Origin of the sequence: Streptomyces sp. NPDC021562, assembly GCF_040640875.1 — a bacterium.
Lineage (GTDB): Bacteria > Actinomycetota > Actinomycetes > Streptomycetales > Streptomycetaceae > Streptomyces.
Window position 1 is genome coordinate 18,274 of the sequence record NZ_JBFACN010000005.1, and the last position, 24,262, is coordinate 42,535.

The 24,262-nt window shown below is 67.8% G+C and carries 14 protein-coding genes and 1 pseudogene; 7 read left to right on the top strand and 8 right to left on the bottom strand.

Annotation, left to right across the window (positions count from 1 at the left end; all coding sequences use genetic code 11):
* Window positions 1-60: 60 nt before the first annotated feature.
* On the top strand, window positions 61-678 hold the full coding sequence (gene pth, locus AB0G52_RS09070; RefSeq protein WP_132891889.1) for an aminoacyl-tRNA hydrolase: 618 nt from the start codon (window positions 61-63) through the stop codon (window positions 676-678).
* A 27-nt stretch (window positions 679-705) separates the two neighbouring features.
* Here pth and AB0G52_RS09075 read toward each other — a convergent pair whose 3' ends face one another.
* The 7 genes from AB0G52_RS09075 to AB0G52_RS09105 all read right to left on the bottom strand — a co-directional run bounded on the left by AB0G52_RS09075 (window position 706) and on the right by AB0G52_RS09105 (window position 16,211).
* Entirely contained in the window at window positions 706-2,844 is a 2,139-nt protein-coding gene (locus AB0G52_RS09075) for a DEAD/DEAH box helicase (RefSeq protein WP_361335174.1), read from the bottom strand.
* 7 nt (window positions 2,845-2,851) lie between these two features.
* Window positions 2,852-4,171, bottom strand: coding sequence for a BREX system ATP-binding protein BrxD (gene brxD / locus AB0G52_RS09080; protein ID WP_361335177.1), 1,320 nt, complete (start codon window positions 4,169-4,171; stop codon window positions 2,852-2,854).
* Window positions 4,168-7,134 carry a BREX-2 system phosphatase PglZ gene (gene pglZ, locus AB0G52_RS09085; RefSeq protein ID WP_361335180.1) on the bottom strand — a complete coding sequence of 989 codons (2,967 nt, stop codon included), beginning with the start codon at window positions 7,132-7,134 and terminating at the stop codon, window positions 4,168-4,170. The genes brxD and pglZ overlap by 4 nt, the downstream gene beginning before the upstream one ends.
* On the bottom strand, window positions 7,131-11,042 hold the full coding sequence (locus tag AB0G52_RS09090) for a phage resistance protein (protein ID WP_361335183.1): 3,912 nt from the start codon (window positions 11,040-11,042) through the stop codon (window positions 7,131-7,133). Before AB0G52_RS09090 ends, pglZ begins: the two co-directional genes overlap by 4 nt.
* Before the next feature lie 297 nt (window positions 11,043-11,339).
* Complete coding sequence (gene pglX / locus AB0G52_RS09095; RefSeq protein WP_361335186.1) at window positions 11,340-15,014, bottom strand: BREX-2 system adenine-specific DNA-methyltransferase PglX; 3,675 nt, start codon at window positions 15,012-15,014, stop codon at window positions 11,340-11,342.
* A gap of 142 nt (window positions 15,015-15,156) precedes the next feature.
* Window positions 15,157-15,369, bottom strand: a complete 213-nt coding sequence (locus tag AB0G52_RS09100; protein WP_361335189.1) for a DUF397 domain-containing protein — start codon at window positions 15,367-15,369, stop codon at window positions 15,157-15,159.
* The gene (locus AB0G52_RS09105) at window positions 15,366-16,211 is read right to left on the bottom strand and encodes a helix-turn-helix transcriptional regulator (protein WP_361335192.1); all 846 of its coding nucleotides are present in this window, start codon (window positions 16,209-16,211) and stop codon (window positions 15,366-15,368) included. The genes AB0G52_RS09100 and AB0G52_RS09105 overlap by 4 nt, the downstream gene beginning before the upstream one ends.
* A gap of 133 nt (window positions 16,212-16,344) precedes the next feature.
* Between AB0G52_RS09105 and AB0G52_RS09110 the strand changes: the two genes are divergently transcribed.
* Window positions 16,345-16,698 carry a hypothetical protein gene (locus AB0G52_RS09110; RefSeq protein ID WP_361335195.1) on the top strand — a complete coding sequence of 118 codons (354 nt, stop codon included), beginning with the start codon at window positions 16,345-16,347 and terminating at the stop codon, window positions 16,696-16,698.
* Complete coding sequence (locus AB0G52_RS09115) at window positions 16,695-16,979, top strand: hypothetical protein (protein WP_361335198.1); 285 nt, start codon at window positions 16,695-16,697, stop codon at window positions 16,977-16,979. The genes AB0G52_RS09110 and AB0G52_RS09115 overlap by 4 nt, the downstream gene beginning before the upstream one ends.
* A gap of 23 nt (window positions 16,980-17,002) precedes the next feature.
* On the opposite strand, the gene pglW is transcribed toward AB0G52_RS09115, so the two are convergent.
* On the bottom strand, window positions 17,003-21,616 hold the full coding sequence (gene pglW / locus AB0G52_RS09120) for a BREX system serine/threonine kinase PglW (RefSeq protein WP_361335201.1): 4,614 nt from the start codon (window positions 21,614-21,616) through the stop codon (window positions 17,003-17,005).
* A 201-nt stretch (window positions 21,617-21,817) separates the two neighbouring features.
* Between pglW and AB0G52_RS09125 the strand changes: the two genes are divergently transcribed.
* The 4 genes and pseudogenes from AB0G52_RS09125 to AB0G52_RS09140 all read left to right on the top strand — a co-directional run bounded on the left by AB0G52_RS09125 (window position 21,818) and on the right by AB0G52_RS09140 (window position 24,229).
* Complete coding sequence (locus AB0G52_RS09125) at window positions 21,818-22,942, top strand: AAA family ATPase (protein ID WP_361335204.1); 1,125 nt, start codon at window positions 21,818-21,820, stop codon at window positions 22,940-22,942.
* 2 nt (window positions 22,943-22,944) lie between these two features.
* On the top strand, window positions 22,945-23,607 hold the full coding sequence (locus tag AB0G52_RS09130) for a DUF4276 family protein (RefSeq protein ID WP_361335207.1): 663 nt from the start codon (window positions 22,945-22,947) through the stop codon (window positions 23,605-23,607).
* Window positions 23,603-23,686: pseudogene (locus tag AB0G52_RS09135) on the top strand (aminoacyl-tRNA hydrolase); the annotation flags it as partial. The gene AB0G52_RS09130 and the pseudogene AB0G52_RS09135, both read left to right, overlap by 5 nt.
* A gap of 42 nt (window positions 23,687-23,728) precedes the next feature.
* The gene (locus AB0G52_RS09140) at window positions 23,729-24,229 is read left to right on the top strand and encodes a hypothetical protein (protein ID WP_132891890.1); all 501 of its coding nucleotides are present in this window, start codon (window positions 23,729-23,731) and stop codon (window positions 24,227-24,229) included.
* Window positions 24,230-24,262: the final 33 nt, after the last annotated feature.

A 24,262-nucleotide genomic window follows, 5' to 3' on the forward strand; every position in this document is an offset into this window, starting at 1 on the left:
TCATCGTTCGTCAGCCGCTGCTTCCTCCCGGGAGCGGCGGCTGGCGCGTATCAAGGAGACATGGACGTGACCACCCCCACCGGGGCCTCCCCCGCCAACGCCCCCTGGCTGATCGTCGGTCTCGGGAATCCCGGGCCGGAGTACGCGGCGAACCGGCACAACGTCGGGTTCATGGTCGTGGACCTGGTCGCCGACCGGATCGGCGGGAAGTTCAAGCGGGCCGGGAAGGCGCAGGCGCAGGTCCTGGAGGGGCGGATCGGGGCGCCGGGGCCGGCGAACCGGCGGGTGATCCTGGCGAAGCCGATGTCGTTCATGAACCTGTCCGGCGGTCCGGTGAACGCGCTGCGCGACTTCTACAAGGTGCCGCTCGCCCACGTCGTCGCGATCCACGACGAGCTGGACATCGACTACGGCACCCTGCGCCTCAAGCTGGGGGGCGGCGACAACGGCCACAACGGGCTGAAGTCGATGACGAAGGCGATGGGTCCGGACTACCACCGGCTGCGGTTCGGGATCGGGCGCCCTCCGGGTCGTATGCAGGTCGCGGACTTCGTGCTGAAGGACTTCTCCTCGGCCGAGCGCAAGGAGCTGGACTACTTCGTGGACCGCGCGGCCGACGCGGTGGAGGCGCTGGTGACGGAGGGGCTGGAGCGGGCGCAGAGCTCGTACAACTCCTGAACGACACCACTCCCGAAGACCCGTACGTCAAGACGGCAGGCTCGAGAAGCGGGCCGGCTCGGCGAGTACCGCAGAGGCCACCCCCGGATCTGCCAGACGCGCGGCCATTGTGGCGGTAGCGAGGCGCTCCGGCAGGGCCACGCTGAATTTCATCCCTCGCAACGCACCGGGGTCCACGACGGGGAGGCTCAAGTGTGCCGCCGCGCGAGATTTAGCCCGCCGCCATTGCTCCGCTGTCAGGTCCTCTCGGAGGCGGATGCAGGCGTCCGTGGGGTACTGGAGAGGGTCGGCGATCTCACTGAGGGTGGCTGCGAGCGTGGCGTTCGCTCGCTGCCCAGCCCAGGTCCACCAGCGCACACCGGTGTCGGGACCACCGCGAACGACGACGGTCCCCCCTGGGTGCACCCGCTCCCCGGCGTCTTCCCGGGCAGCGGCCAGGGCGTCGTGTGCACGGCGTGTCAGCGTCACGGGTGGGGTGGAGCCGAGGAGGACTTCGCGTATTGCGCGTGTGAGTTCGTACGAGGCGCCCCTGGCGAAGCCCGCTCTTGCCCACCGTGCCTTTCCTCCGGTCTCCACGGGTTCGACGAAGCACCGGCGCCTGGACCAGTCGATGTAGGTGACCTGCCAGCTGCGGCCTGCCAGCAGGAGGCGTCGAGGTCCGGCGACCTTCTCGGTCAGCAGTGCCGGGTCGGTGGATCCGATCTCCTTACGGCCGAAGAGGACGGTGAATTCTGGTGCCGTCGTGAAAACCGCTGTCAGGTCCATGAAGTGCCGGTAGCCGAAGCGCTGCTCCGCCTCGGAGCCGATGAACAACATGTCACCGTCTCGTTCGAGGTAGCCCTCGTCGATCAGATGTTTCACGATCGGTTCGGCCGGGGGCCCGAAGGGGCCCAGCCCGCCCCACCATTCCTGCCAGAGGTGCTCTCCGACAGTGTTTTCCTGAAGGCAGAGGGCGAGTACCTGCTGGGCGACGATGTGCCGGGGTTCGGGCGGGGCCACCACTGGTTCAACCCAACCCCGTGACCATTGCAGGAGCAGAGCCGCAGCAGCGAGCAGACCGTCCTCGTCAAGGGTGAGGAAGAGGCAGTTGCGCAGGGACCCGGGCCGTCTGCCGGTTCGGCCGAGGCGTTGGAGGAAGGACGCCACGGTGGGCGGTGCGTCGATCTGTATGACTCGATCGAGGTCACCCACGTCGATACCGAGTTCGAGGGTGCTGGTGGAGACGATGACACAGTCACGGGCCTCGCTGAACGCTTCCTCGGCGCGTCGGCGCTCTTCTGCCGCTAGGGAGGCGTGCGATAGAAACGTGGTCACGCCCTTGGCGCGCAGACGCTCGCCGAGCTTTTCGACGTGCCTCCGGCTCTCGCAGAAGACCAGTCGTTTCTCCCCTCGGTGGAGTGAGGCGATGACGGTGGCGGCGTTCTCCAGGGAGCCCACGTAGTCGAGCTGGATGTCGCCGGGCGGCGGGGCGGCAGCCGTCGGCTCGGGGCCGCTGACCGCAACAACCTCTGACGGTCGTTTTGCGGCGCTGGAGCCTTGCAGCCAGGCCAGGAGCTGCGGGGGGTTGCCCACGGTCGCAGAGAGCCCGATCCGCTGCACCGGATGGCCGGCGACCCGTTCCAGGCGTTCCAGCACGGCAAGGAGATGCCAGCCCCGATCGTCGCCTGCGAAGGCGTGGACCTCGTCCACGACGACCGTCCGCAGCCCGGAGAAGAAGGCTCGGTGATCGACGTTTGCGCTGACCAGCATCGATTCCAGCGATTCCGGAGTGGTCAGCAGGATGTCGGGCCGTTCCCACAGGATGCGCTTGCGTCGGGTCTGCGAGACGTCGCCGTGCCAGAGGGCGGCGGAGCGGCCGAGCCAGGAGGTGTAGCTCTCGAGGCGCGGCAGCAGATTGTTGAGCAGTGCCTTGATTGGGCACACGTAGAGGACCGAGGTTCCCGTCCACTTTGCCCCGGCCATCCTGGACAGCAGCGGGAAGGTGACGGCTTCGGTCTTGCCGCCAGCTGTGGGGGCTAGGAGCAATGCGTCCACGCCGTCCATGACGGGGTGAACGGCGGCCTTCTGGAGGGGCCGCAGATCGGGCCAGCCGAGCGTGTTGACTATGTGGTGCAGGACGATGGGGTGGAGCCGGTCGACCGCGCCCGGGGTGTTGCTGTCGTTCACGGGCGCCTCACAGGGGGAGTTCGACGTCGTCGGCCGAGCCTGCCACGGCGTTCCTCTCGGTATCGGTGAGTTCGGCTGCCGCGACCGTGAGCGCATAGTGACTGCGGGGATCGAAGTCTTCGAACTGTTCCACGCGATCGAGGACGTCGCCTACGAGCTTTTTCAGGAAGAGCCGCGGTGCAATGCCGACCCTGCCGCCCAGACTGCCTGCCACGGCGCACGCGAGATCGGTCACGTAGGAGTCGTCGACGACGCTCCGTACCCGTTCGGCGGCGTTTCCTTCGATGCCCGAGGCGTAGAGGTCCCGCACTCTCCCGCCGAGTTCGGTCAGAGAAGCGACGGTGAAGCCGGGGAGTCTGAGCTGCACGGCACGCGGGTTGTCGAAGCGGGCGTCCGTGGTGAAGTCGGTGGACAGTCGCTGTGCGAGCGGAGCCAGCCGCTGGACGCCCTGTGGTCCTTCGAAGAAGGCGGGCGTGCCGGTGATGAGGAGGTAGAGGCCGGGGAACCGGCCGGAATGCACCTCGTCGATGAGCTGGCGCAGCGCGTTGAGTGCCTTGTCCCGGGCGTCCGACCGGACCCGCTGCAGTGTCTCGACCTCGTCGAGGACCAGGAGCAGCCCGGGATGACCGGAGTCCTTGAGGACGGTCAGCAGGCCCTGTAGGAAGCCGAGGGCTCCGAAGTGGTCCAAGTCGCCGCGGACGCCGGCGCTTCTGCGGGCCGCCGCGGCGACGTGGGGCTGTCCGCCGAGCCAGGCGAGGACGGAGTCGGCGGTGGCGTCGTCACCCGTGTCCTGGGCGCGCCGGTAGCCGCGCAGGGCCGTGGCGAATGCCGGCGCGACGCGGGAGACCTCGGCGAGGCGGGCGGTGAGTAGGCTGTCCACGGCTTGCGGCAGTTCGTCGTCGGTGGCGCCGGCGGCGAGTGCGTCCTCCTCCAAGGCGTAGAACCAGGCATCGACGACCGGCCTGAAGGCGCTGGGTGGGAAGGTGCTGGTGGCGAGGCGTTCGGTGAGCCGACGGTACACGGTCTCCAGTTTGTGCAGGGGTGTCTCGTTCTCGGAGACCTGCACTTCGGCGACGGCGAAGTTGCGCTGCTTGGCGCGTTCGGCGAGCCAGCGTGTGAAAAAGGTCTTGCCCGAGCCGTATTCGCCCCGTACGGCTTTGAAGACGGCCGACCCGGTGGTGACCGCGTCGAGTTCCGCGTCGACGGCGGCTTCGAAGCGGCCGAGACCCACGGCTAGGAGCCCGAGGCCTGTCTCGGGTACGGCGCCTCGGCGCAGTGCGTCGATGAGCCGGAGACGCCGGTCAGGGCTCAGTCCCTGTGATGTCACGTCCGGGCTCCGTCTGTCGTGCCGAGGCGGAACTGCCGTCGCAGCAGCGGTACGTCGAGCCGTAGGGAGCGGGCGTTGTCGGTGAGGGTGAGGACCTCCGCCTGGTCGTAGTTGAGCACGCGTTGCAGTGTGGCGGCGAAGCCGGTGGCGCGCGTCGCGCGTTTCCCGGCCCGTTCCGCGACCACGGTGATCGGCAGGATGCCGTGGGCGTCGAGGAGGGCCTGGACGGCCTTGGCGACGGTGTCGAAGCCCTCGGGGCGCGGCAGTGAGCCGAGCTGGGCGCTCATGATGTCGGATGCGCGCAGCGCCTCGATGAGCTGTTCGGTGGCCGAGGCAGGGGTGGGTTGGGGAGGTCCGGCGGCCTCGGCCGGCTTGGCTGTGCTGATCTCGTCGAACGACATCAGCGCTCCCTGGCCAGTCTCGCGTTCGGCGGCCTGCTGTTCTTCCCTCTTTCGCAGAACGGCGGCCGAGGGCGTGCGTTTGGTTACGGATGTGCTGCTGGGGGCCTTCACGGACAGGACCGGCGGGCCAGGAACGGCGTCCTTTTGCAGAGACCACCAGGACGGCCGCTGGGGGCCGAGTTCCCGCCACCCCTTGGGGACGGGCGCGCCATGGGGGACGAAGGCCAGCACGGGGATGGCGGCTTCGGCGAGGGCGACGCCGCCGTGGTATCCGGCCTGCCGGTTCCCGTAGCGCAGTCCGGTGTCCCACAGGGCGGTGATGCGCTGTCCTTCGGCGACGACGCGCCGTCCGGTGAGGACGGCTTCGCCGCGGCCCGCGGGTGTGGTGCCCCTGCGGTGCCGTGCGGAGAGTGCGTCGGGGACGTTCTCCTTGTCGGTGCCGTGATCGATGACGTGTCCGTGGTCGGCGGTGATGACCAGGGCACGGCCAGTGGTGCGGGCCTGGGCCAGCAGTTGTTCCATGCCGAGGAGTTCGTTCAGCTGCCAGTGGGACATCGCCCGGTCCTCGCCGAGACGGTCGTCGATGGTGTTGACGACGACGGCGACGTGGGTGTCGGGGTCGGCGAGTGCCTCGGTCAGTTCGCTGCCGAGGGCGTGTCCTGAGTCTCCTCTCAGATCGGCCTTGTGGAAGAGCTGGACGTTCGCTCCGCCCCAGAAACGGTGTGCCGCGAAACGTCTGCGCTCCTCCTGCTGGTCGATCTCGGTGAGTTCACCGGCGAAGAGCGAACCGCGGGAGGCCCGCGTGATCGTGGGCAACGCGGCGAGCATGCCGCGCCGTTGCCCGTCTCCCGCGGTATCGGGCACCGGGTCGTATTCCGCCCAGGACCGTGTGCGCAGTTCCTCCGCGAGGGCCGCGGCCACGGCGGCACTCGCCCCGTCGAGCACAACGAGGAGGAGCGGGGGACTTCCGGCGCCCGACTGGCGGGCGGGCTTGACAACCGGTGCCAGGACACGGCGGGCGAAGTCCTCCACGACGAGGGCCTCCCGCGGTGCGACGCCGCTGCGGGTCTCCTCGGCGAGGCGGGCGGCGAACGCCTCGTCGAGAGTGTGACGCCGGGCCCGTACGGCGGCGCTCAGCGCGGCGAGTGCGCCGGGCAGTTCCGCGTGGGCGTGGTCGCCGTCGGTGATCCAGCCGTGGGCGAGGTCGACCCATCCGTAGGTGGTGATGTGCTGCTGCACCGCCTCGGCTGCCGTCGTGAATCCCGGGGCCGGAGGCTGGGCGAGCCAGAGCACGAGACGCTGCGCCATGCGGATCCGGGTCATGGTCGCGCGGTGGCTCGCCAGCCGGGACAGCTCGTGCCCGGTCAGGCGTTCGACGGCGCGCTTCAAGTCGCGGATGCACCGCTCGGCCGGTGCCTTGCCGGGGTCGGAGGGGACGCAAGCGGCGAGTGCGCGGGCGACGGCTCCGTAGCGCGCCCGCTGCCCGGTTTCGAGCAGGTCGCTGGCGGCAGCTGCGTCCTCCGCTCCCATCTCACGGATGAGCACATCGGCGCGGGCCATGAGGACGCGGGGATCGGGTCCCGGCAGCACCGGTTCGTCCTCGGTCACGCCCGCGGAGCGGACGGTCAGAAGGACCCGGACGTAGTCCTCGGTCTCGGCGCCGAAGGCGGCGAAACTGTCGTCGTCGAGCCGTCGGCCGCCGAACTTCAGCTCCGCGCGGCCGCGGGCGCGTTCCACTCCGGCCGGTGCTTTTTCACCCCAGAGAGCGGCGCACACCAGTCCCATGGGCACCGCGTCCGCGCCGTTGCCCGCTTCGAAGAGCGCGAACAGGGCGGTGAGTGCCTGGTGTGCCCGAAGGCCGACGCGAGTGGCGTCGGCGAGCCAGGACGCGAGTCCGCGCCGTTCCTGGTCACGGAGGGAGGCGACGCGTTCGACGGCACCGGGTGCGAGGGACCAGGCCATCAGAGCGTGCAGGTCCAGCCGGTCGGGGTCGAGGCGGTGGGCGGCGGTGGACAACCGCCCGGCGGCGAGCCGGGACAGGGCGGTGTCGCGGGAGAGGACCGTGCCGGGGGTTTTGGGCCAGCTCTCCTGGCCTGCGGCGTCGATGAGGGCCTCGGCCGCCCAGCCCTCGGCGGTCAGGCGGGGGTCGAGGTCCACGGCGCCGAAGAGGCGGCGGACGACGGCCCAGGGCTCTATGGGGTAGACCCGGTTGCGGTAGACGCGGGCGAGCAGGCCGGGGCCGAGGTCGGCTTCCTCGACGTCGGTGAGGACGGCGAGCACGTCCCGCTCACCGGTTTCGGTCTGCTGCCATGCGGCGAGGGTGTCCAGCACGGCGAGCGGTGACACCGCGGTGGCGATGTGCGCAGTCCGGCCGCCGCCGAGCGGCAGCAGGCGGGGCCCGTTCCAGTGCGGCTCGGCCCGGATGAGGACGATGCGGGGCTCGCCCTCCGTGAAGGAACGGGCTTCCAGTACCTGGACGACCGCGGCTGGGTGTGCGGGCCTGGGACGGGGCTGCCCGGTGCCATGGCCGGGGGGCGGAGCAGTGGTGCTGTTGGTGCTCACGGCTGGTCGATCACCTGCCACGTGACCTGGACGCGAACGTGCGGGTGGGCTTGGGTCACTTCGGCGAGTTCCGTCCGCAGCCGGTCGACGACGTCGGTGGCCTGCGCCTCGTACTGTCCGTGCGGCTGCTCCGGGACGGTGGCGGACATGCCGTCACCGTTACGGCCCGGGGTGCTGTGGTCGTCCAGGGGGAAGCGGGCGGGGGAGGGAACCGGCGCGGGGCCGGGCTGCGGGATGGTGGGAGGCGCGGGCGGCGGGGTCTGTGCGGCGTTGGCGCGGCGCAGGATCGCGGTGAGTTCCCGGGTCGCCTTCTCCAGCGCGGTGCCGAGGACGGCCGTGTTCTCGTCCGCCCGTGCCGTGCCGTGCAGGGAGTCGAGTACGGCGCGGGTCTCTGTGGCGTACGGTTCGCGCACGTCGCGGGCCATGTCGTAAACACTGTTCCAGGGGACGCCCGCCAGCGCGCTGATGACGGCGGACGCGCTCGACAAGGACTTCCCGATCCGCTCCTGTCCTGCCCGGTCACCGGCGTCGGCACCGGCGAGCAGGGTGACGACGGCGAGCGGGTCGTGCCGGTCGGCGTCGGCGAGGTCGTCGACGAGGACGGCTGCCCGGCGCGCGGTGCCGAGTCGGCCCTCGTCGTTCTCCGTGTCAAGGCCGAGGTAGCCGACGTGCTTCTCCAGCTCGTCGACGAGCTTCCTCGCGGCGGTGCGCAGCTGTACGGCCCGCTCGCGAACGCGGTCGCTGAACTCGGCGATGATGCGGGCCCGGCGCATCGGCGACAGCGGGGCTTCACCGAAGATGCGGGCCGCGCGTTCGACGGCCTCGTTCCACGTCTCCTCGGTGGGGCGTTCCTGGGCCCGCAAGCTGTAGACGCTCTTGAGGGCGGTGGGGTCGGCGACCGCGACGGGTCCGTTGTGGTAGGTCCACACCCGGTCGGTGCGTTCGGCGTAGGCGCACAGCACCAGGTTGGCGAGCACCGGGTCGAGGCCGTAGGCGAGGGGCTCGTCGATCCAGTCGAGGAGGGTGCGGACGGGGATGTCCTTGTCGTCGTAGGCGGTGCCCGCCTTCTGCCCGAAGTGCTCCTCCCAGTGCCGGCCGAGCTGAAAGCGGGCCTCGAACATGGTGCCCAGCTTCAGGCCCTTCTGCCCCGCGATGCGGGCCATCAGCGGGCGGTCCTTCGGGCGGATCTCGACGACGTCGGTGCCTTCGTCGGATGCGGTGCGCAGGTAGGCGAAGACGGTCTTGACGTCGGCCGTCCGCACCGACAGCTGCTCGTTCTGCGGGTCGAAGTCGGGGTGGGCCGGGTACTGGTGGGCGAGGGCGTGGGAGATGATGCGCCGCGCCGCGTCGTACAGCGGCTGGTTGTACTCCAGGACGATCCCCTGCATGTCGGGGACGGCCAGGATGTGCTCGTCGTAGCCGCCGACGACCGCCGGGTCCTTCGGCAGAAGGCCGTAGGCCTGCTTGAGGGCGTTCCGTACGGTGCTGGACAGGCGGCGGTGCTGGTTGCGCAGGGCGTCCTTGGCGCGTTCCCGGTCGTTGGGGCTGAGGTGTCCGGCGTAGGACTCGAAGCGCTGTCCGTTGAGGACGTAGTCGATGATGACCAGCCGCTGGAACTTCAGATACATGGCGTGCGTGAAGTGCGCGGGGATCCAGCCGATGGTGCGGATCTCGTCGTGGTCGGGGAGGTTCTTGAGCCGCATGATGCGGTCGCGGTCCTCGGCCTCGCCGTAGACGTCGTCGAAGGGCATGTCGACGATGAGTCGCCAGTTGCCGGGCTGGCGCGGTTTGACCTTGTCGTCGTCCAGGGTGTTGGCGTCGGCGAGGTTGCCGAAGAGGACCTCGGCGGACCGCTTGGAGCCGCGCCAGGACAGGTTGAGCTGGTCGTCGAGCTGGCCTTCGCTCACCCCCAGCTCCTCCCACAGCATGCGCTTGAGGAGCCCGCGGCGGTTGGACGGGTTGTTGTTGGTCTGGGCGCGGGTGATCACCGACTCGTAGTCGACCCCGACCAGTTCCAGCGAGATGCCGGCGTCGGGCCCTTCCGTGTACTTGATCTCGCCGAACTCGTCGGCCCACTCCTTGGCCTTCTTGGCGACCTCCTTGGCCTCGAAGCCGCGGACCCGGGAGGTGACGACACCGTGGTTGAGCGCGGTGAGCCGCTTGACGGTGAGGTTCTGGAAAGCGGGGACGGACGGCACGAGGGCGGACAGCAGCAGGGTGCCGATGAGGCGGTTGTCGGCGATGAAGGACTCCACCCGGGTGCGTACCTCAGGTTCGACTCCGTCCGGGTCGCGACGGTACGCGTCGATGTCGTCCGGGGTGATCTCGTGCCGGCCCAGCAGGTACGGCTGAAGCTTGTTCCGGTACAGCTCCTGGGCGGACCGGAACTGCTCCCGCAGGGTCTGGGTGAACGGGTCGCTGCCGCCCCGGTACAGCACCTCGTACAGGTCACCGAGGGGCACGAGCTGACCGAGGCGGAGGGTGTCGCGGTTGTCGGACAGCATCTGGCCCATGAGCTTCAGGCCGGTGCGGGAACGGGACAGCGCCTCGGCGACCCGCACCAGGGTGTCCATGAAGGCCGGCGAGAACGGGAAGGCCCTGCGGAAGGCGTCCTCGTCCGCTGTCGTCACGTCCTTGCTGTCGCCCAGCAGCGCGTCCCACACGTCGGGCTTGACGCGCTTGATGTTGGCGAAGGCCTGATCGATGCGGGCCTGCGCGTCGGGCACGTCCTTGCGGGGCTCCAGCAGCCGGGCGTGCGCGATCGCCGGCAGGTCGCTGTCGGGCAGCGGGATCGTGCGGAACCGGTCGTCGGCCAGGGAGAGGGTGTCCTGGATGGACACCTCGGCCGAGCCGAGCACGGCCTCGTCGCCGACCAGATCCCGCAGATCGCGCTGACGGGCGATGAAGGAGATCACCGGGATGGCGCGGCGGGCGTCGCTGCCCTCCACGAAGTTGGTGATCTTGGCGGCCTGTTCGGAGACGAACTGCTCGTCCCGGATGTGGTTGGCGAGCCACAGGATCAGCTCGTCGAGGAAGAGGACGAGCGCGTCGTACCCGAGGGACTTCGCGTGCGCGGCGATGATGCCGAGACCCCGGTCGAGGGACACGAACGCCTGCCGGTCCTCGGCTGCGTCCTGGAAGAGCCCCGTGAACCAGGTGCTGAGCGCGTCGGAGACCAGCTTGGCACGCAGCCCGCCGGGGGTGACGGGCTCGCGGTGCCACTGCGGGTCCACCTCGTTGAGGGTGTCCTCGTCCACCTGCTCGGCGGCGAGTGCGGTGTCCAGCTTCTCGGACGTCCAGAAGACCGAGTCGCCCCACTTGTCCTCGGCGTCCCCGCCCGGCAGGCCGTCGATGAACGCCTCGTCGCCCATCCGCGCCCGGTGGCTGCGGATGTTCTCGAAGAGCGCGTCCGTGCGGTAGACCTGCGGGATCGGGGCGTCCTCGTGCAGGCGGCGGATGTGCTCCACGTAACCGCCGAGCACCTTCTGCTCGAGGGATTTGCCGTCGAGCATGTGGAAGGGCAGCAGCAGGAACTTCGTGTTGTGCAGCCAGGCGTGCTCGCGCATGGCCCCGGCGAACTTCTCTTCGCCTCGCACCCGGAGCGCCGCCTGCTCCTGGATGCCGAGCAGCGCGGCCAGCACCGCCATGAAGTGCGACTTACCGGAACCGAAGGAGCCGTGGAGGTAGGCGGCCTTGGAGCTGCCGCTGGTCAGCGCGGCCTCGATGACGGACAGGGCCATCCCGAACCTGTCGACGAGGTTGTCGGTGAGGACGTACGCGTCCAGCGCCTTCGAGAGCTCTTCGTCGCTGCCCAGCGCCTCGGTGAGCTTCAGGACGAAACTCTCGTGGCTGATGGTTGTCGGGATGTCGATGACCTCACGCAGCAGTGGCTGAGTGGGGTGTGCCATCGCGTACTCCTCGTGTGTCCCGTTGTGACCCGCTCGACCGCTCTGGCCGACGCGAGCCGCGTTGCCGCCGCTCGCCGGGCCGTCCGCCCCTGTCACCGGGTGTGCACGCACCGGACACGGATCGGCGTCCTGCCTGCCGTACGACCGCGCACGGCACACCGGACCCCGGACCCGCCCGGCCCGCGTCACCCGAACGCCCCAGCGTAACGTGCGGGGGGCATGGATCTGCCGGGTTTGCGGAGGTGGGCGGGGCGGGGGTGGGGCATTCTGGCCCCGACGTGGCCTGCGAAGGGCTGGCTACTCCTGCTGGCCACCGGGTTCCGCCAGGTCGGCGGCCGCGTCCCCCTTCGTCTTCCTCTTCCTCCCGGCGGGCTTGGCCGTGGCCTTCTTCGCTGCCTTGCGTGGGCGCCAGGCACGCAGCTCCTCGTCGGTGACCGCGAACGCCTCCTCCCGCTGCCAGTCCAGCAGCGCCTCCTCGAACATGCCGGCGTCCTCGGGATGCCACTGCCTCAGCCACGGCAGCAGCTCCAGCAGACCGGCGAGGTAGGGGATAAAGTCCTCCCGCTCCCAGTTGCCGGAGGTCGTACGGGCCTCGATGGTCTCGGTGAGGGCAGTGGCCTGCTCCAGGTGGTCCCAGCCGCCCCAGCCCAGGACCTCGATCGCCGGGCTGAGGGTACGGCTGTAGGAGATGAACCGCTCCTTGGGCACGTCCAGACCACCGCGTTGGGCAGCATAGGAGGCCTTGCGGAAATCTGCCGTCGTGTACTTCGGCGGCACAGGAGTACCGTCCCTGATCTCCAACGCTTTCCGGTGGTCCCCGGCGGCGGTGGCCGCGTCCTCTTCCCGCTGCCGGTCCCAGACGTGCTCCCAAACCTCGCGCTTCTTCTTGTGGGCCGTCTCCGTATAGCGCAGGGCGGCCAGGAAGGGCACGTGCTGGTCCTCAACCAGCTTGGGGACGATCACCGACAGCTCCTCGCCGGGCGCGTAGAGTGCGGCGACGGCCCCGAAGTCGTCGTCACGGGCGAGGTCGTCGACGAGCTCGGGAAGGGAACGGGTGCGGGGACGCTCCGTCCCGTCATAGTCCGTCTCGTACCACAGCTCCCGGCGCTCCACGCGCGCGAGCAGCCACTCCTTGAGCGCGGCTTTCTGCTGGTCTTCCCAGCTGTCAGTGAGCCAGCGCCGCTTGTATTCGGGGCGCTCGATGAGCCCGATCACGGAGGAGTTCTTCATGGCGTCGAGTCGGCGCCGGACCGTCTCCTTGTACGCCTCGGGCCACTCGACCGGGATCTCGCTGATCATCTCGGACCTGTGGCGCCGGAACCACTCCGTCTTGACGCCCTGCTCCTTGACGCGCTTGCCGAGGTCGATTTCGAAGGCTCGCTGTCCGAGGTCGAGTCCTTCGGCGGGGAGGGAATCTTCAGGTGCGGTGAGGTCGTCGTGCAGCCCGTAGATGCCGTAGACCTCCCAGTCCAGCTCCTCCTGGACAGCGATCATCCGGGTACGGATGCGGTGCCATTCCGACTTGGCCTGCGCCAAGGCTTCGGACGTCGGCGGACTGTCCGGGTCTGCGGCGACGGCGGAAGGGGTTACGGCAGCAAGCTGCTGGGCGAGGGTGTCCAGTTCGGTGGCGCGGCCGAGGGGGTGCAGCTCAGGGAGAGGGAACTCTTGGACGTTGGTCGAGTTGAATTGCGACCACACTGTCCATTTTTCCGATTCAAGACCGCGCCCAACCCCATTACTGGGCTTGATGTGGCACATCTGCTTCAGCCAAAAGCAGGCGGTGGAGGAATTAAGAAGGCCAAGTAGCTTGAGATAGTCTTGCTCGGTAGACCCCTCTGCAAGCTTAATTACAGGGGCAGTCTGCTTGAAAAGATTAGCATCCCGATCGAGGGTGAAGTGATTATGGGTAGCCACTTCTGCATAGGTGATCGATAGAGGAGTCTCAAGCTTTGTCGAGTACAGCTCCTGCCACTCATACCAAGCTAGCCCACGATCCACCATCGGCGTACCAAAGCGCCTCCTATGCCGAATGACACTCCTGCCACCCGAAAGGAACTTTTCAGAATCCTTGAGATCTGAAAAAGGGGTGACCTTGAACTCGGCATCATAGGTCCAGATTGCATCAAATTCCGGGCGAGCCTGATAGTCGCGTACAGCATCACCGGAAACTAGAGGCCGATATCTCTTAATCCCCATCCTACGCACAGCACCGTTCTTCGGTAGAAGATATAGGTCATCTTCTCCAGTTACGCATGTGATACCCACTGTTGCACGCCATGTTTTTTTAAGTTTCCCGACAGAATGCTCGTCGATCTCGTCGATCGTTTCCACTCCGCCATCGGCCAGAATCCAGGGGTGCCTACCGAAGTATTTTTCCCGGTCAAGGTTGTCAGCTGATACCCAGTCGCCAACACTCTTTCCGGGATCGTCAATTCGTTCGACAATGTCACGCCACACACGCCCTTGCGCAGGGTTATCCGGGATTCCCGGCTCTCCCTGCACCCCACGCACCGCGCGCACTTTCTTTGCCCCGCTGGCAGCAGGTCGATTTCTTCCCACGACAATTACAGTTGGGGTGCCATGGTGAGGGATATAAGCCCCGGAAGAGTCCACCACCTCGGTCAGGTCTACCGAACTCTTCAGAAAACCCTCGACGAGCTTCTCGCCGAACTCGCGCTTCATGAAGGCACTGGAAGTGATCTGCCCTACGTAGCCTGCCTCCACACCAGTGTCATCGCGTTTCGCAAGCTCAAAGAATCTTTGCATGAACGGCACCGAAAGCGTGTACCGTCCATGGCAGACGTTCCTGTATAGATTGCGGTAAATATCCCTCAAGCCTGATTCTTTAACCGCAATATATGGCGGATTACCCACCACTACGTGATAACGTCCCGGCGCGAGAATATCCAAATGCTCGGCAAGATCCTCGGTTTCAAACCAGAAATCATAACTTTCCCCGCCTTCGAGATCTCTCTCGCTTGTATCAAACAACTTGCCTTGCTGGGACTTAAGGAGGGCGTCCCCTGTCGCAACGTGAAGCGGCCAATCGTAATTCGCCGCCTCCCGCAAACTAGTCACACTTGCTGCTTTCAATGCAGCGATCAATAGGCGGAATCGAGCAATAGCCACCGCAAACGGATTGAGATCAACACCGTGAATTGCATCAAGGGCGCCCGCCACCCGGGTGTGTACGTCATCACTAGGGGCTCTACGCTCCCACTCGTTCAAAATCTGACGGAAGGCCCCGAGGAGGAAGTGTCCGGAACCGCAAGTCGGATCGATCATCTTGATGGCGTCGTATCCGACGTGGGTGAGCGCCTTTTTCAGTGTGCGGTCGAGAATGAATTTTTCAACAAACTCCGGCGTCTGAAAGAGGGCATATTTGTCTTGCGCATCTTGTGAAAGGTCCTGGTAAATATCGCCGAGGAATCTGGTATCCCATTCAGCGTCACTAAAATCATGCACGATGCTCGTGCCACCCCCATCACCCTGTTCGTGAAGGCGCCAGAAGTCAATCAGCTTCTTTGCACCTTCATTCGACAAAGGGATTTGATATAGGGGATTGTGCTCATTAAAAAGAAGTCGCCCGGCGGGTGAAGAGCCAATTTCTTCGAAGGCCGCAAAAAGCCAATCCCGGTGAGTGTGAGCCGGATTTTCAGCCATGAACTGGCCGTGCCGCTCCTGTGCATGCGTCTCGCGAGCGGTTGATGCTCCGGTTAGAAACGGGAGGGGAAGGAGGTAGTTGTCCTCGCAGAAGCGGACAAAAACCGTTCCCAGCACCCACGCCACTGCGGACTGGGTCACCCGTTCACCGATCCAGCGGGAAGCCGCTACCGAAGTCCTGCCCACCCTGAAAGCACTCTCGTGTTCGGCGAGCAGGCGCTTTGTGACCTCAGGAAGCCCTCCGAGCTGAGCATGGAGGTCCTTCTCCGCCTCGGTCACCTGCTTCTGCAGGTCCTTGAGTAGACGCACGCTGTCAATCACTGAGCCCGCCAACAGTTGAGGTGTTTTGTCACGGAGGCGCCACAGGGCGCACAAGCATCCATTGCACCACGTCGAAGCCCTGTCCCTCAGCTGAGTGACAGGGCTCGCACGAAGGGTGACGAATGAAGGATCAAGACGGGGCGGCCCCATCCTTGATGGCGTCGAGGAAGGCTGACCACCCGTCACTGGAGACGAAGACAACAGGGCCCGCCGGGATCTTGCTGTCGCGGAGAGGCACCACGCCCAGGCCACCGGTAGCCACCTCAACGCAGGCGCCACCATCGCCGTTGCTGTAGGACGACTTGCGCCAAGTAACTGTGTGCAGGTCAGACGTGGGAATCATTGATTCGCGAAGTCCTTCGCCGCCGACTCGATCAGGGATAGGGACGCTTCCGGCGACAGCGAAGCGGCCTTCGTCAGATCGTAGGCCCTCTGGTACTGGGCAACCAACGCTGGTTCCTCAATGAGTTGTCCTGTGTACGCGCTCTCCGCATACGTCACAGATGGCGCATCAGCGAAGGTCATGTAGATCGTTGTGCCGTTGAGGAAGGCATCTGCACCGGCCGCGAAGGGCAGCACCTGGATCAGCACTCTGCGATTGGCCCCAGCCGTCGCGACCAGGCGCGTCAGTTGCTCGGCCATGACATGGGCACTTCCCACCCGCACTCGCAGTGCAGCTTCATGCAGAACGATCCACAGCAGTGGAGCTGTCGAATCAGCAAGGATGGCTTGACGCTCCAGTCGGGCCTGTACCAGTGACTCCACCGCCTCGTGCGACTCGAATCTTTGGGCAGCACTGATCAACGCCCGCGCATACGCCTCCGTCTGCAACAACCCCGGCACCAGCATCGGCGCGTACTCGCTGATCGTCTTGGCGCGTATCTCCAGCTCTGCGGCGTCGGCGAAGTAGTCGGCGTGCTTGGACTTGCGGGCCAGTTCGCAGAGCCGCTGGAAGTGCTCGCCCGTACCCAGGACCTCGTCCAGGAGACGGGACAAGTCCGGCTGTGGGCGCCTGGTCGCGGACTCGAACTGGCCGATGTACGTGCCGGAGCAGAAGACCCGCTCGCCGAGTTGGTCCTGGGAGAGGCCGGCGGCCTCGCGAGCCCGCCGGAGTTCGCTGCCGAAGAAGGTCCGCGGCGAGGTGTACGGGTCCAGGTCGTGGTTGCGGTTCTGCCGGCCGGCCAACGGCTGTGCCCCCTTGCGGTGTTCGTGTGCGCGCCCGCCGACTCCGCGGGGCCGAGTGCGGCTCGCTGCCCGCAACTCCGTTGCTGGCAAGCGACATCTGCTCAGAGTAGCGTCACATAGGCACTCTGTGAGCATGAACAGCAGCAATCATCTCTTTCGCAGCCGAACCGAGCGCGCACTTCCAACCGCCCCGGCCGCCTATCCTTTCCCGGACAACCCTCTCGCCTCCGCGCTCGCCGTCTCCGACGAACTCAGCGCCGCCCTCGCCCTGCACGGCATCACCCTGCCGTCCCTCGGGCCTGACCTGGCCTCCTGCACGACGACCGCCCTGCACCGTCCGCTCCTGGAGCTGGGCCGGGTGAACCTGAGCACGGCCCGCCGTCTGACCGCAGTGCTCACCGTCGCGGCGGAGGCAAGCGACGCAGCGACTGTGGCCGACCGGAGCTCCTGCGACGTCGACGGAACCGGCGGCGGCACAGACCGGTGACCGCGCCACCACCCAGTCCCCTCCCGGGCCCGCACACGACCACCCCGCTCCCACCGGCCGCCGGAACGGTCGTTGTCGACGAGCGTGCGGGCCGGACCGGGGTCGTCATGGGGCACGTCGGCCCGTACCTCCAGTTACGGCCCCTCGGCGGTGGCCGGGAGTGGGACGCCGACCCGGCAAAGGTGCACGTCGCCTCCTCCGCCGAGCGGCTGAGTGCGTCCGTGGCCGCCGCCAATGCCAGGAGCCGGGCCTTCCCGCCGGACGCGGAAGGGCGGGGTTGAAACAGGGCCGCAGGAGCAGGCGGTTACGCCGCCTGCTCCTCCCCCGGGTCGTTGACGACCCAGGCATGGTTGAGGCTGATCCACTCCTCGCGGTCCTCGATCGGGACGGTCACGGCGTCCAGCCGAGGCCCCGCCGTAGCGTCCGTGAGCGGGCTGAGCAGCCACAGGCCTAGCCCGTCCGGACCGCCCCGGCGGGCCAGGTCGGCGAGCCGCTGGAGGAGGCTCATACCTCCGTAGCGGGCCATGACCGAGGCGTCGTGGAGGAGGAGTGGGCGACGGCCCGCCGCCGTGTCACCCTCCGTGACGTTGCCGGAGGGCCTGGGGGCCTCCAGCGCGGCCAGGATGTCCTTCTCCACGTCTCGCCACGCGGCGGCCGTGTACTCGCCGAACTTCATCGCGTCCCGTGATCCCGGTTCCGCGTTGTCCGCCTCCAGGATGGTCTCCCAGGTGGGCCGGGGACGGGCCTCGACCAAGCGGCGCAGAGACGCCAGGAAGAGAGCGCTGACGTCGACGGGCTCGGCCTGCCACTCGCGTCCCGGCTCGGTGAGGGTCTGGAGGGCGAGGCGCTGGTCGTCGAAGCGGACGGTGAGGAGCCTGAAGCCGGGGCGGCCGGCCGATTCCAGCAGTTGTGCTCTGGCCTTCAGCCGGGCGCGCTGCTCCGGGTCGCGCGCCGTCCAGTGATCGGTGCGGCTGATGCGGCTGGGGCGGCGCTGTGTGACGACCGAGGTGACGTCGCCGCCGGTGGACTCCCGCCTGGGTACGAACCAGCCTCGTGGACGCTTCCTGCTGGTACGCCACTCCAGTTCGAAACCGGCTTGCCGCAGCAGCCGGCCGAGCAGGACCCGGTCGTCGGGGAGGCGGCTGGACAGGTCGGGGAAACGGGCGTGGACCCGGTCGTGGATCTGCTCGACGGTCAGCCCGTCCTGTTCGTCGTCCGGCTTGCCCGCCAGCGGCAGCAGCAGGCCGGCCTGGGCGAGGCGGAGGGCCCGCACCGGCTCCAGGGACCGTGCGTAGATCTCCAATCGGGCGTTGGCTGCGGCGTCATGGGAGCCCGCGGCCGCGAGGGTGACCATGCGGGCCTGGTCCATGGTGATCTGGGCTTCGGGCCATCGGGCCCGGAACGCGGTGTCCGCGGCGACGATCTGTTCCAGCACGGTGCCGGGACCGGCGAGGGTGTCACGTGCGGCCAGTGCGTCGGCCGCCTTGCCGAGCCGGTCGGCGTAGTTGAGGAGGGCGGGGGCCGAGGGGGTGTCCGGCGCGTCCCTGTCCTCGTCGACCTCCAGGGCCAGCAGCAGTCGGTTGTCGCCGGTCTCACCGTGGCGGCGGCTGCGCATGCGGCGCGGGGTCATCCCCCAGTCGACCTCGTAGGCGGCGCGCACGGCGGCCATGCCCAGGGCACGCCTCACTCGCGGGTCGGCCTGGGAGGTGCCGCGTCGGCCAATCAAGGCTTCGGCGAGCTCGGTGGCCGAGGCGACCCGGCCCAGCGTGGCCAGTATCTCGACGACCTCGTCGCGCAGGGCGACGAGCGCCGGGTCCCGGGACCAGCGCTTGCGCTGGGCGCCGAGGATCTGGGCGATGCGGCCTTCGGTGACCTGTTCGCTGGTGAGTGGGGCGACCGACTTGTTCAGGGGCCAGCTGGGCAGCTCGTCCGGGAACCTGCCCTCCTCGTCAGGGAGGCGCAGCAGCAGCCGCACCGCTTCGACCTCTGTGGTATTGCGACCCCGGGGCGCCGGTTTGGGCACCAGGAGGGTGACCAGGGCGTCGAGGGAGAGGCGGCGCAGGGGCAGGTCGCTGCCCTCCTCGCGCTGCTCGGAGCGTGCCTCCGCGATCTCCTCCGCGGAGTCGCCGCGCTCGGTCGGTGAGAGCGGGGAGGGCTGGCGGACGTCGAGGGCGAGGCGCCACTGCTTGATGCGGCGGTTGATCTCGTCGCGGGTGCGGGCCCCGAGGCCGGGGCGGTTGACGAGTCGGCGGGTGGAGTAGTCGAGGAGGTCGCCGACGGTGTGGACGTCCAGGCCGTTGAGGAAGGAGACCGCCCTGAGGGAAAGCCCCGCCATGAGGAGTGCGGTGCCGCGGCCGGCCTTGGCCGCGGCTTCCTCCCGGGCGTCCTCGTCAGCCGCGGGATCGAGGGGCGGCAGTTCGCCCACGGGCAGGGCACCGGCCGACGAGGTGGTGTCCTCGGGATGGCCGCCGGAGCGGCCTTGGACCGACAGGTCGGCGAGGGCGAAGATGCGCTGCCAGGCGCGCTGCATCTCCTTCAGGTCGGGGAACCGCTTGCGGTGGTCGCGGTGCAGAGCGCGCTCGAAGAACTCGGTAAGGCCGTCGCGGAGGGCCGAGTCGAAGGCCTCGGACGCGATCCTCGGGTGGGGCCACTGCTCGGGGTCGGTCTGGCGCGCGAGGACGGAGCCGTCGCCCCACTGGGGCAGCTCTCCCGAGGCCATCTCGTGGAGGGTGACGGCCAGGGCGTACCACTCTGCGTGCGCGTCGTAGCGGCCTCGGGTGATGTTCTCGACGAAGGGGTCGAGATAGCCCTCCGTGCCGGCCCGGACGGCGTCCACGTCGAGGCCGGCGAGGGAGAAGTCGAAGAGGACCAGTTGCCGGGTGCCGTTGGGACGTACCCGGATGGCGATGTTGTCTGGCTTGAGGTCGCGGTGCCACACGCCTTCGCCGTCCAGGAAGTCGACGGCGGCGAAGAGGTAAGTCGAGTAGGTCTCCAGTTGGTCGGTGAGGAGCGGGCCCCGCTCGCGCAGCTGGCGGGCGACGGTGCGGTCGCCCGCGTGGTCGAGGACGAGGACGGTGCGCGGGCCGATGCGGATCGGCTCGGGCAGGGTTAGGTGGATGACCTTGGAGTCGTTGCGCAGCTTGGACAGGACGTCGGCCTCGCGGCGCAGCGCTTCGGCGTACTTGTCCTTGCGGGCGATCTTGAGGACGACTGGTGCGTTGTCGCGCTCGAGGTCCTCGGCGAGCAGGGCGCGAGAGGTGGAGCCCTGGCCCAAATTCCGCTTGATGCGGAAACGGCGGCCGACGACGTCGCCCGGGGCGGCCTCCAGCGGGTCGCCCTCATCGCCAGGGGCTTCAGGAGTCGCCTGCGGCTCGGGCTTCGCGGGCTTGAGCCCCTGTTCGACGACGTCGAGCCACTCCAGGAATTCCGCGGCCGTCCGGATGCGGCGGTGCGGGTCGAAAGCCGTGGCGTCCTGGACGATCTGGTCGACGTCCTTGGTCAGGCCGTCGGATACGGCGGAGGGCACAAGCCCGCGGCCCTGTTCGAGTCTGGCACCCAGCTCGGCCTGGCTGCTCGCGGGCGGCTTGCCGGTGAAGATCAGATAGCCGAGTACGCCGAGCCCGAAAACGTCGAGGGCGGTGGGGTCCGGGGACTTGGCGGTCACCTCGGGGGCGAGGTACGGGTCGGCGGCCTCGGAGACGTACGCGGCGAGGTTGTTCGACGGGATTATCTCGTGGCCGCTGCTCAGGGTGCCGCCGGAGCCTCCCGAGGCGCCCTTGGTGCGGGGCCGGCGGACCGCCGTCTGCCATTCGGCGATCTGGAGGATCGGGTGGAGCCAGCGGTCCTCCTCGCTGCCGGTTCCGGTGCGCGGGCCGGGCAGGACATGGACGGCCCGGGCGTGCAGGGCACGGTGGAAGAGGAGGTGCCGGTGCGCGTAGTGGACGGTCTCGGCCAGCTGACGCAGGAGGGCCGCCCGCGCCTGGGCGTCCAGCTTCGCGCCGTACCGGAGGAGGTAGTCGTCCAGGCGGAGCGTGCGCGGGTCGTAGGCGTAGAGGAGGGCGGGACCGGCGCTGTGGCCGTTCTCGTCGAAGTTCTCCAGAGCGACCAGGCCCGGGTGCCTCAGGCCCTCCAGTGCCCGTGCCTCACGCTCGGCGGTGTGGCTGATGGATTCGCGGGCCTGCCGGTCCGCTCCGCGTTCGCGCAGGTAGACGCGTACCCGGCGGGTCTTGTTCAGGGAGTCGTGGCGACCGAGGTAGTCGCCCCAGTTCGGCCCGGTGTCGAAAGGAGTGCGGTCCAGGCGGTAGGTGCCGACGTGGAACTCGGCATCGGAACGGCCGATGCCCACTTCAGCCAGAAGCTTGCCGAGCTGACGGGAGAACTGGCGGTCGATGCCCGACTTCATGTCGCGGGCAGGGCGCTGGAGCTCGGTGAGGATGTCGTCCAGGCCGCTGTGACCGGCCTTGCCGAAGACTCCCACCAGATCGTTCGGCGCGAGGCGGACACGCAGGCCGGGATCGGTGAAGAAGACCAGTTCATGGATGTACGGGACGCGGCGCCGGAGGTCGGTCTTCTGAAGGGCGTCCTTGAGTAGACCCTTCAGTTCCTTCGCCTTCTGGTTGGCGAGGTGGCGAGGATTGCGGTGGATACGGGTGCGGTCGTCGGAGAGCGTCTGCAGCCAGCTCGCTCCGGACGTGCTGACCGTGCCCTGCCAGTTCTTCAGTTCGACCAGGAAAAGGCCTGCCGGGGCGGCGACCAGCAGGTCGACCTCGCGGACGTGGCCGCTGTGTGCGGTGAACGTGAAGTTCGACCAGGCGCGGTAGGGCTCGGTGTCCGGGAGCCTCTCCTTGAGATACAGCAGTCCGCTGCGCTCGTGCTGGAACTGCGACTCGGTGACAGTGGTCCACCTGCCGTCTCGCATGACCGCGACGCCCCTTTCCGTATCTCGCTGTCTCGTCTGTTCCCTGCCGGTGGCTGGATCACAGCAGGTGGTCCAGCCTATCGAGCACGACCGACAGGCCAGAAGCGTGGACTGGCATGCTGTGGACAAAGCGGTGGCAACAGATCATTTGTTGGGCCTCTACACACCGCGGGACGGTGGCCCTGACCTAGGGTTGGGGTCATGCCGTCGTACAAGCTCTCAGAGGTGACCGTCGAGGGATACACCTCCCTGCGATCAAGCACACTGAAGCTGGGCGAGGGCGTGACCGTCTTGGTGGGCGCCAATGGAGCGGGCAAGAGCAACGTCGTCGGCGCGCTCGAACTGCTGGGGTGGATGGCGGACGGCGACCTGGCACTCCAGGTGGGTATCCACGGTGGCGCCCAAGCCCTGCAGTTCGCGGGGCGCGGCATGGAGAAGGGCATCCGGCTCAGGGTCAGTGCTCCCCCGTATCGCTATGAAGCCCATCTCGTCCCCGCGGCGAACGACAGCCTCGTGTTCGCTGAGGAGAAGGGGCACTTCCACGAGCCGGGCCCGGGGCGCCCGATGGAGGAGAGCTTCGGCCGCGGACATCGGGAATCACTGCTGAGGCAGAAGGAGGAAGAGCAGCTCTCCCGCCTGGCGGGTCCAGTGAGACAGATTCTGGCGGGCTGCCGTGTCTTCCACTTCCAGGACACCAGCCGTGAGGCGCCGGTCAAGCAGTTCGGGTATGCGGCGGACAACGAGGCGCTGCGCCCTGATGCTGGGAATCTCGCGGCGTTTCTGCTGCGGCTGCGCGAGGGCGAGCCGAAGTGCTACCGGCGTATCGTGCGGGCGATCAAGTCCGTAGCGCCGTTCTTCCGGGACTTCCTGCTGGCAGAGGAGCCGGGTGGAAGGATCCGTCTGCGCTGGATGCAAGAGGGGGTCGACGCGGTATTTCCCGCGGAGGCGCTCTCGGACGGCACCTTGCGTTACATCTGCCTGTGCGTCTTGCTCCTACAACCTGATCCACCGGCTCTTTTCACGCTCGATGAGCCGGAACTCGGGCTGCATCCCTACGCGATCGTCCAGTTGTCGGACATGCTTCGCTCAGCCGCCGTGCGCAGTCAGATCGTGATCGCCACACAGTCGGTGACCCTCCTGAACCAGTTCTCGCTGGACGACATTGTGGTGGTGGAGCGCGAGGAAGGGGCGACAGAGCTGAGACGTCCGGCTCCTGAGGAGCTCCAGGGGTGGCTGGAGGATTACTCCCTCGGGGAGCTCTGGGAGAAGAATGTGCTGGGCGGCAGGCCCTCGCCGGAGCTGCCGTTGCGAGGCCGCCCGGAATGATCATGGTGGGGGTGCTGTGCGAGGGGCAGACTGAAGAAAACATGGTCAATGATTTCCTCCTACCTGAGCTGGCTGAGTACGGCATTTGCCTGGTTCCAACCGTCCTGGTGACCCGAATGCCAGCGGGTGGTCCTGGCGGTAAAGGTGGAGTCAGTAAGTGGGCGAAGATCGAGAAGGACCTGCACAAGCTGCTGGCCGGCACCCATTGGGCGGCGGTCACCACTCTTCTTGACTACTACGGTCTTCCCCTGGACAGCCCGGGGATGAGCGACCGACCGAACGGCTCGGCTCTCGATCGGGTGATACACGTCGAGCGACGCCTCGCGGAATGCATCGGCCACCGTCGTTTCCTCCCTCATGTCGTCCTGCACGAAACAGAAAGCTGGGTCTTTGCGGCAGCAGAACAGCTCGGAGACTGGGTCGACGACCCAAGCCTCGGCCAGGAATTGAAGCGTCAGGCTGACCGGGCCGGCGGGCCGGAGAACGTGAACGACGGGCCGGCGACCGCTCCCTCCAAGAGGATTCTGAAGCTGTACCCGAGGTATGCGAAAACACAGGACGGACCTGTGGCAGTCATGGAGCTCGGTTTGCCTGCTCTGCGCGCTGCCTGCCCGCACTTCGACAACTGGATCACGAGGCTCCTGGCCCTTGCACGGCTGATTTGAGGTGGACCGCGCGGCCGACGCGGTGGAGGCGCTGGTGACGGAGGGGCTGGAGCGGGCGCAGAGCTCGTACAACTCCTGACGAGTCGCCCACGGAAGTTGACCGGCCGTAGGGACATGGCCAATGATCCCGGCCATGCCTGCTGCCTCCGCGACCTCCTCCCGTACGGCTGCGGTCGACGCGCTGCGTGTCGTGGTGATGGGCGCGGTCGCCGTGCTGATCCTGGTCGGCGGGGTGTGGGGCTCCTGGGGCACCGCGCAGCACGTGATGCTGACGAAGGGCAAGGAGCGGGGCACGGTCAGGGTGACCTCGTGCGGTGCGGACAGCTGCTCGGGACCGTTCACCCCCGTCTCGCCCGGCGCCTCGGCGCGCCCCGGGGTCGTCATCGACAGGTCGGTCGCGGTGCGCGAGGGGCGGACGTACGACGTGATCGTGAAGCCCGGTACCGACGAGGTGGTCCGGTCCGGTGCGGCGGGGTTCCTGTACTCCTGGGTGCCGTTCGGCGGGGCGTTGCTGCTGGCGTCGGTGGTGGTGGCCGGAGGGCTGCGGCTGAGCCGGGTGGCGTGGGTGCTGGGGATCTCGGGGCTCGCGCTGCTCACGGCGGCCTTCGTCACGGTGCGGTAGCCGCACACGGCTGTGCCCCCGGGGTACGGACCC

Coding starts and splice junctions, on each gene's coding strand:
- pth (WP_132891889.1), top strand. CDS start 61: ATGGACGTGACCACCCCCACCGGGGCCTCCCCCGCCAACGCCCCCTGG.
- AB0G52_RS09090 (WP_361335183.1), bottom strand. CDS start 11,042: ATGGCACACCCCACTCAGCCACTGCTGCGTGAGGTCATCGACATCCCG.
- AB0G52_RS09100 (WP_361335189.1), bottom strand. CDS start 15,369: ATGATTCCCACGTCTGACCTGCACACAGTTACTTGGCGCAAGTCGTCC.
- AB0G52_RS09110 (WP_361335195.1), top strand. CDS start 16,345: ATGAACAGCAGCAATCATCTCTTTCGCAGCCGAACCGAGCGCGCACTT.
- pglW (WP_361335201.1), bottom strand. CDS start 21,616: ATGCGAGACGGCAGGTGGACCACTGTCACCGAGTCGCAGTTCCAGCAC.
- AB0G52_RS09125 (WP_361335204.1), top strand. CDS start 21,818: ATGCCGTCGTACAAGCTCTCAGAGGTGACCGTCGAGGGATACACCTCC.
- AB0G52_RS09130 (WP_361335207.1), top strand. CDS start 22,945: ATGGTGGGGGTGCTGTGCGAGGGGCAGACTGAAGAAAACATGGTCAAT.
- AB0G52_RS09140 (WP_132891890.1), top strand. CDS start 23,729: ATGATCCCGGCCATGCCTGCTGCCTCCGCGACCTCCTCCCGTACGGCT.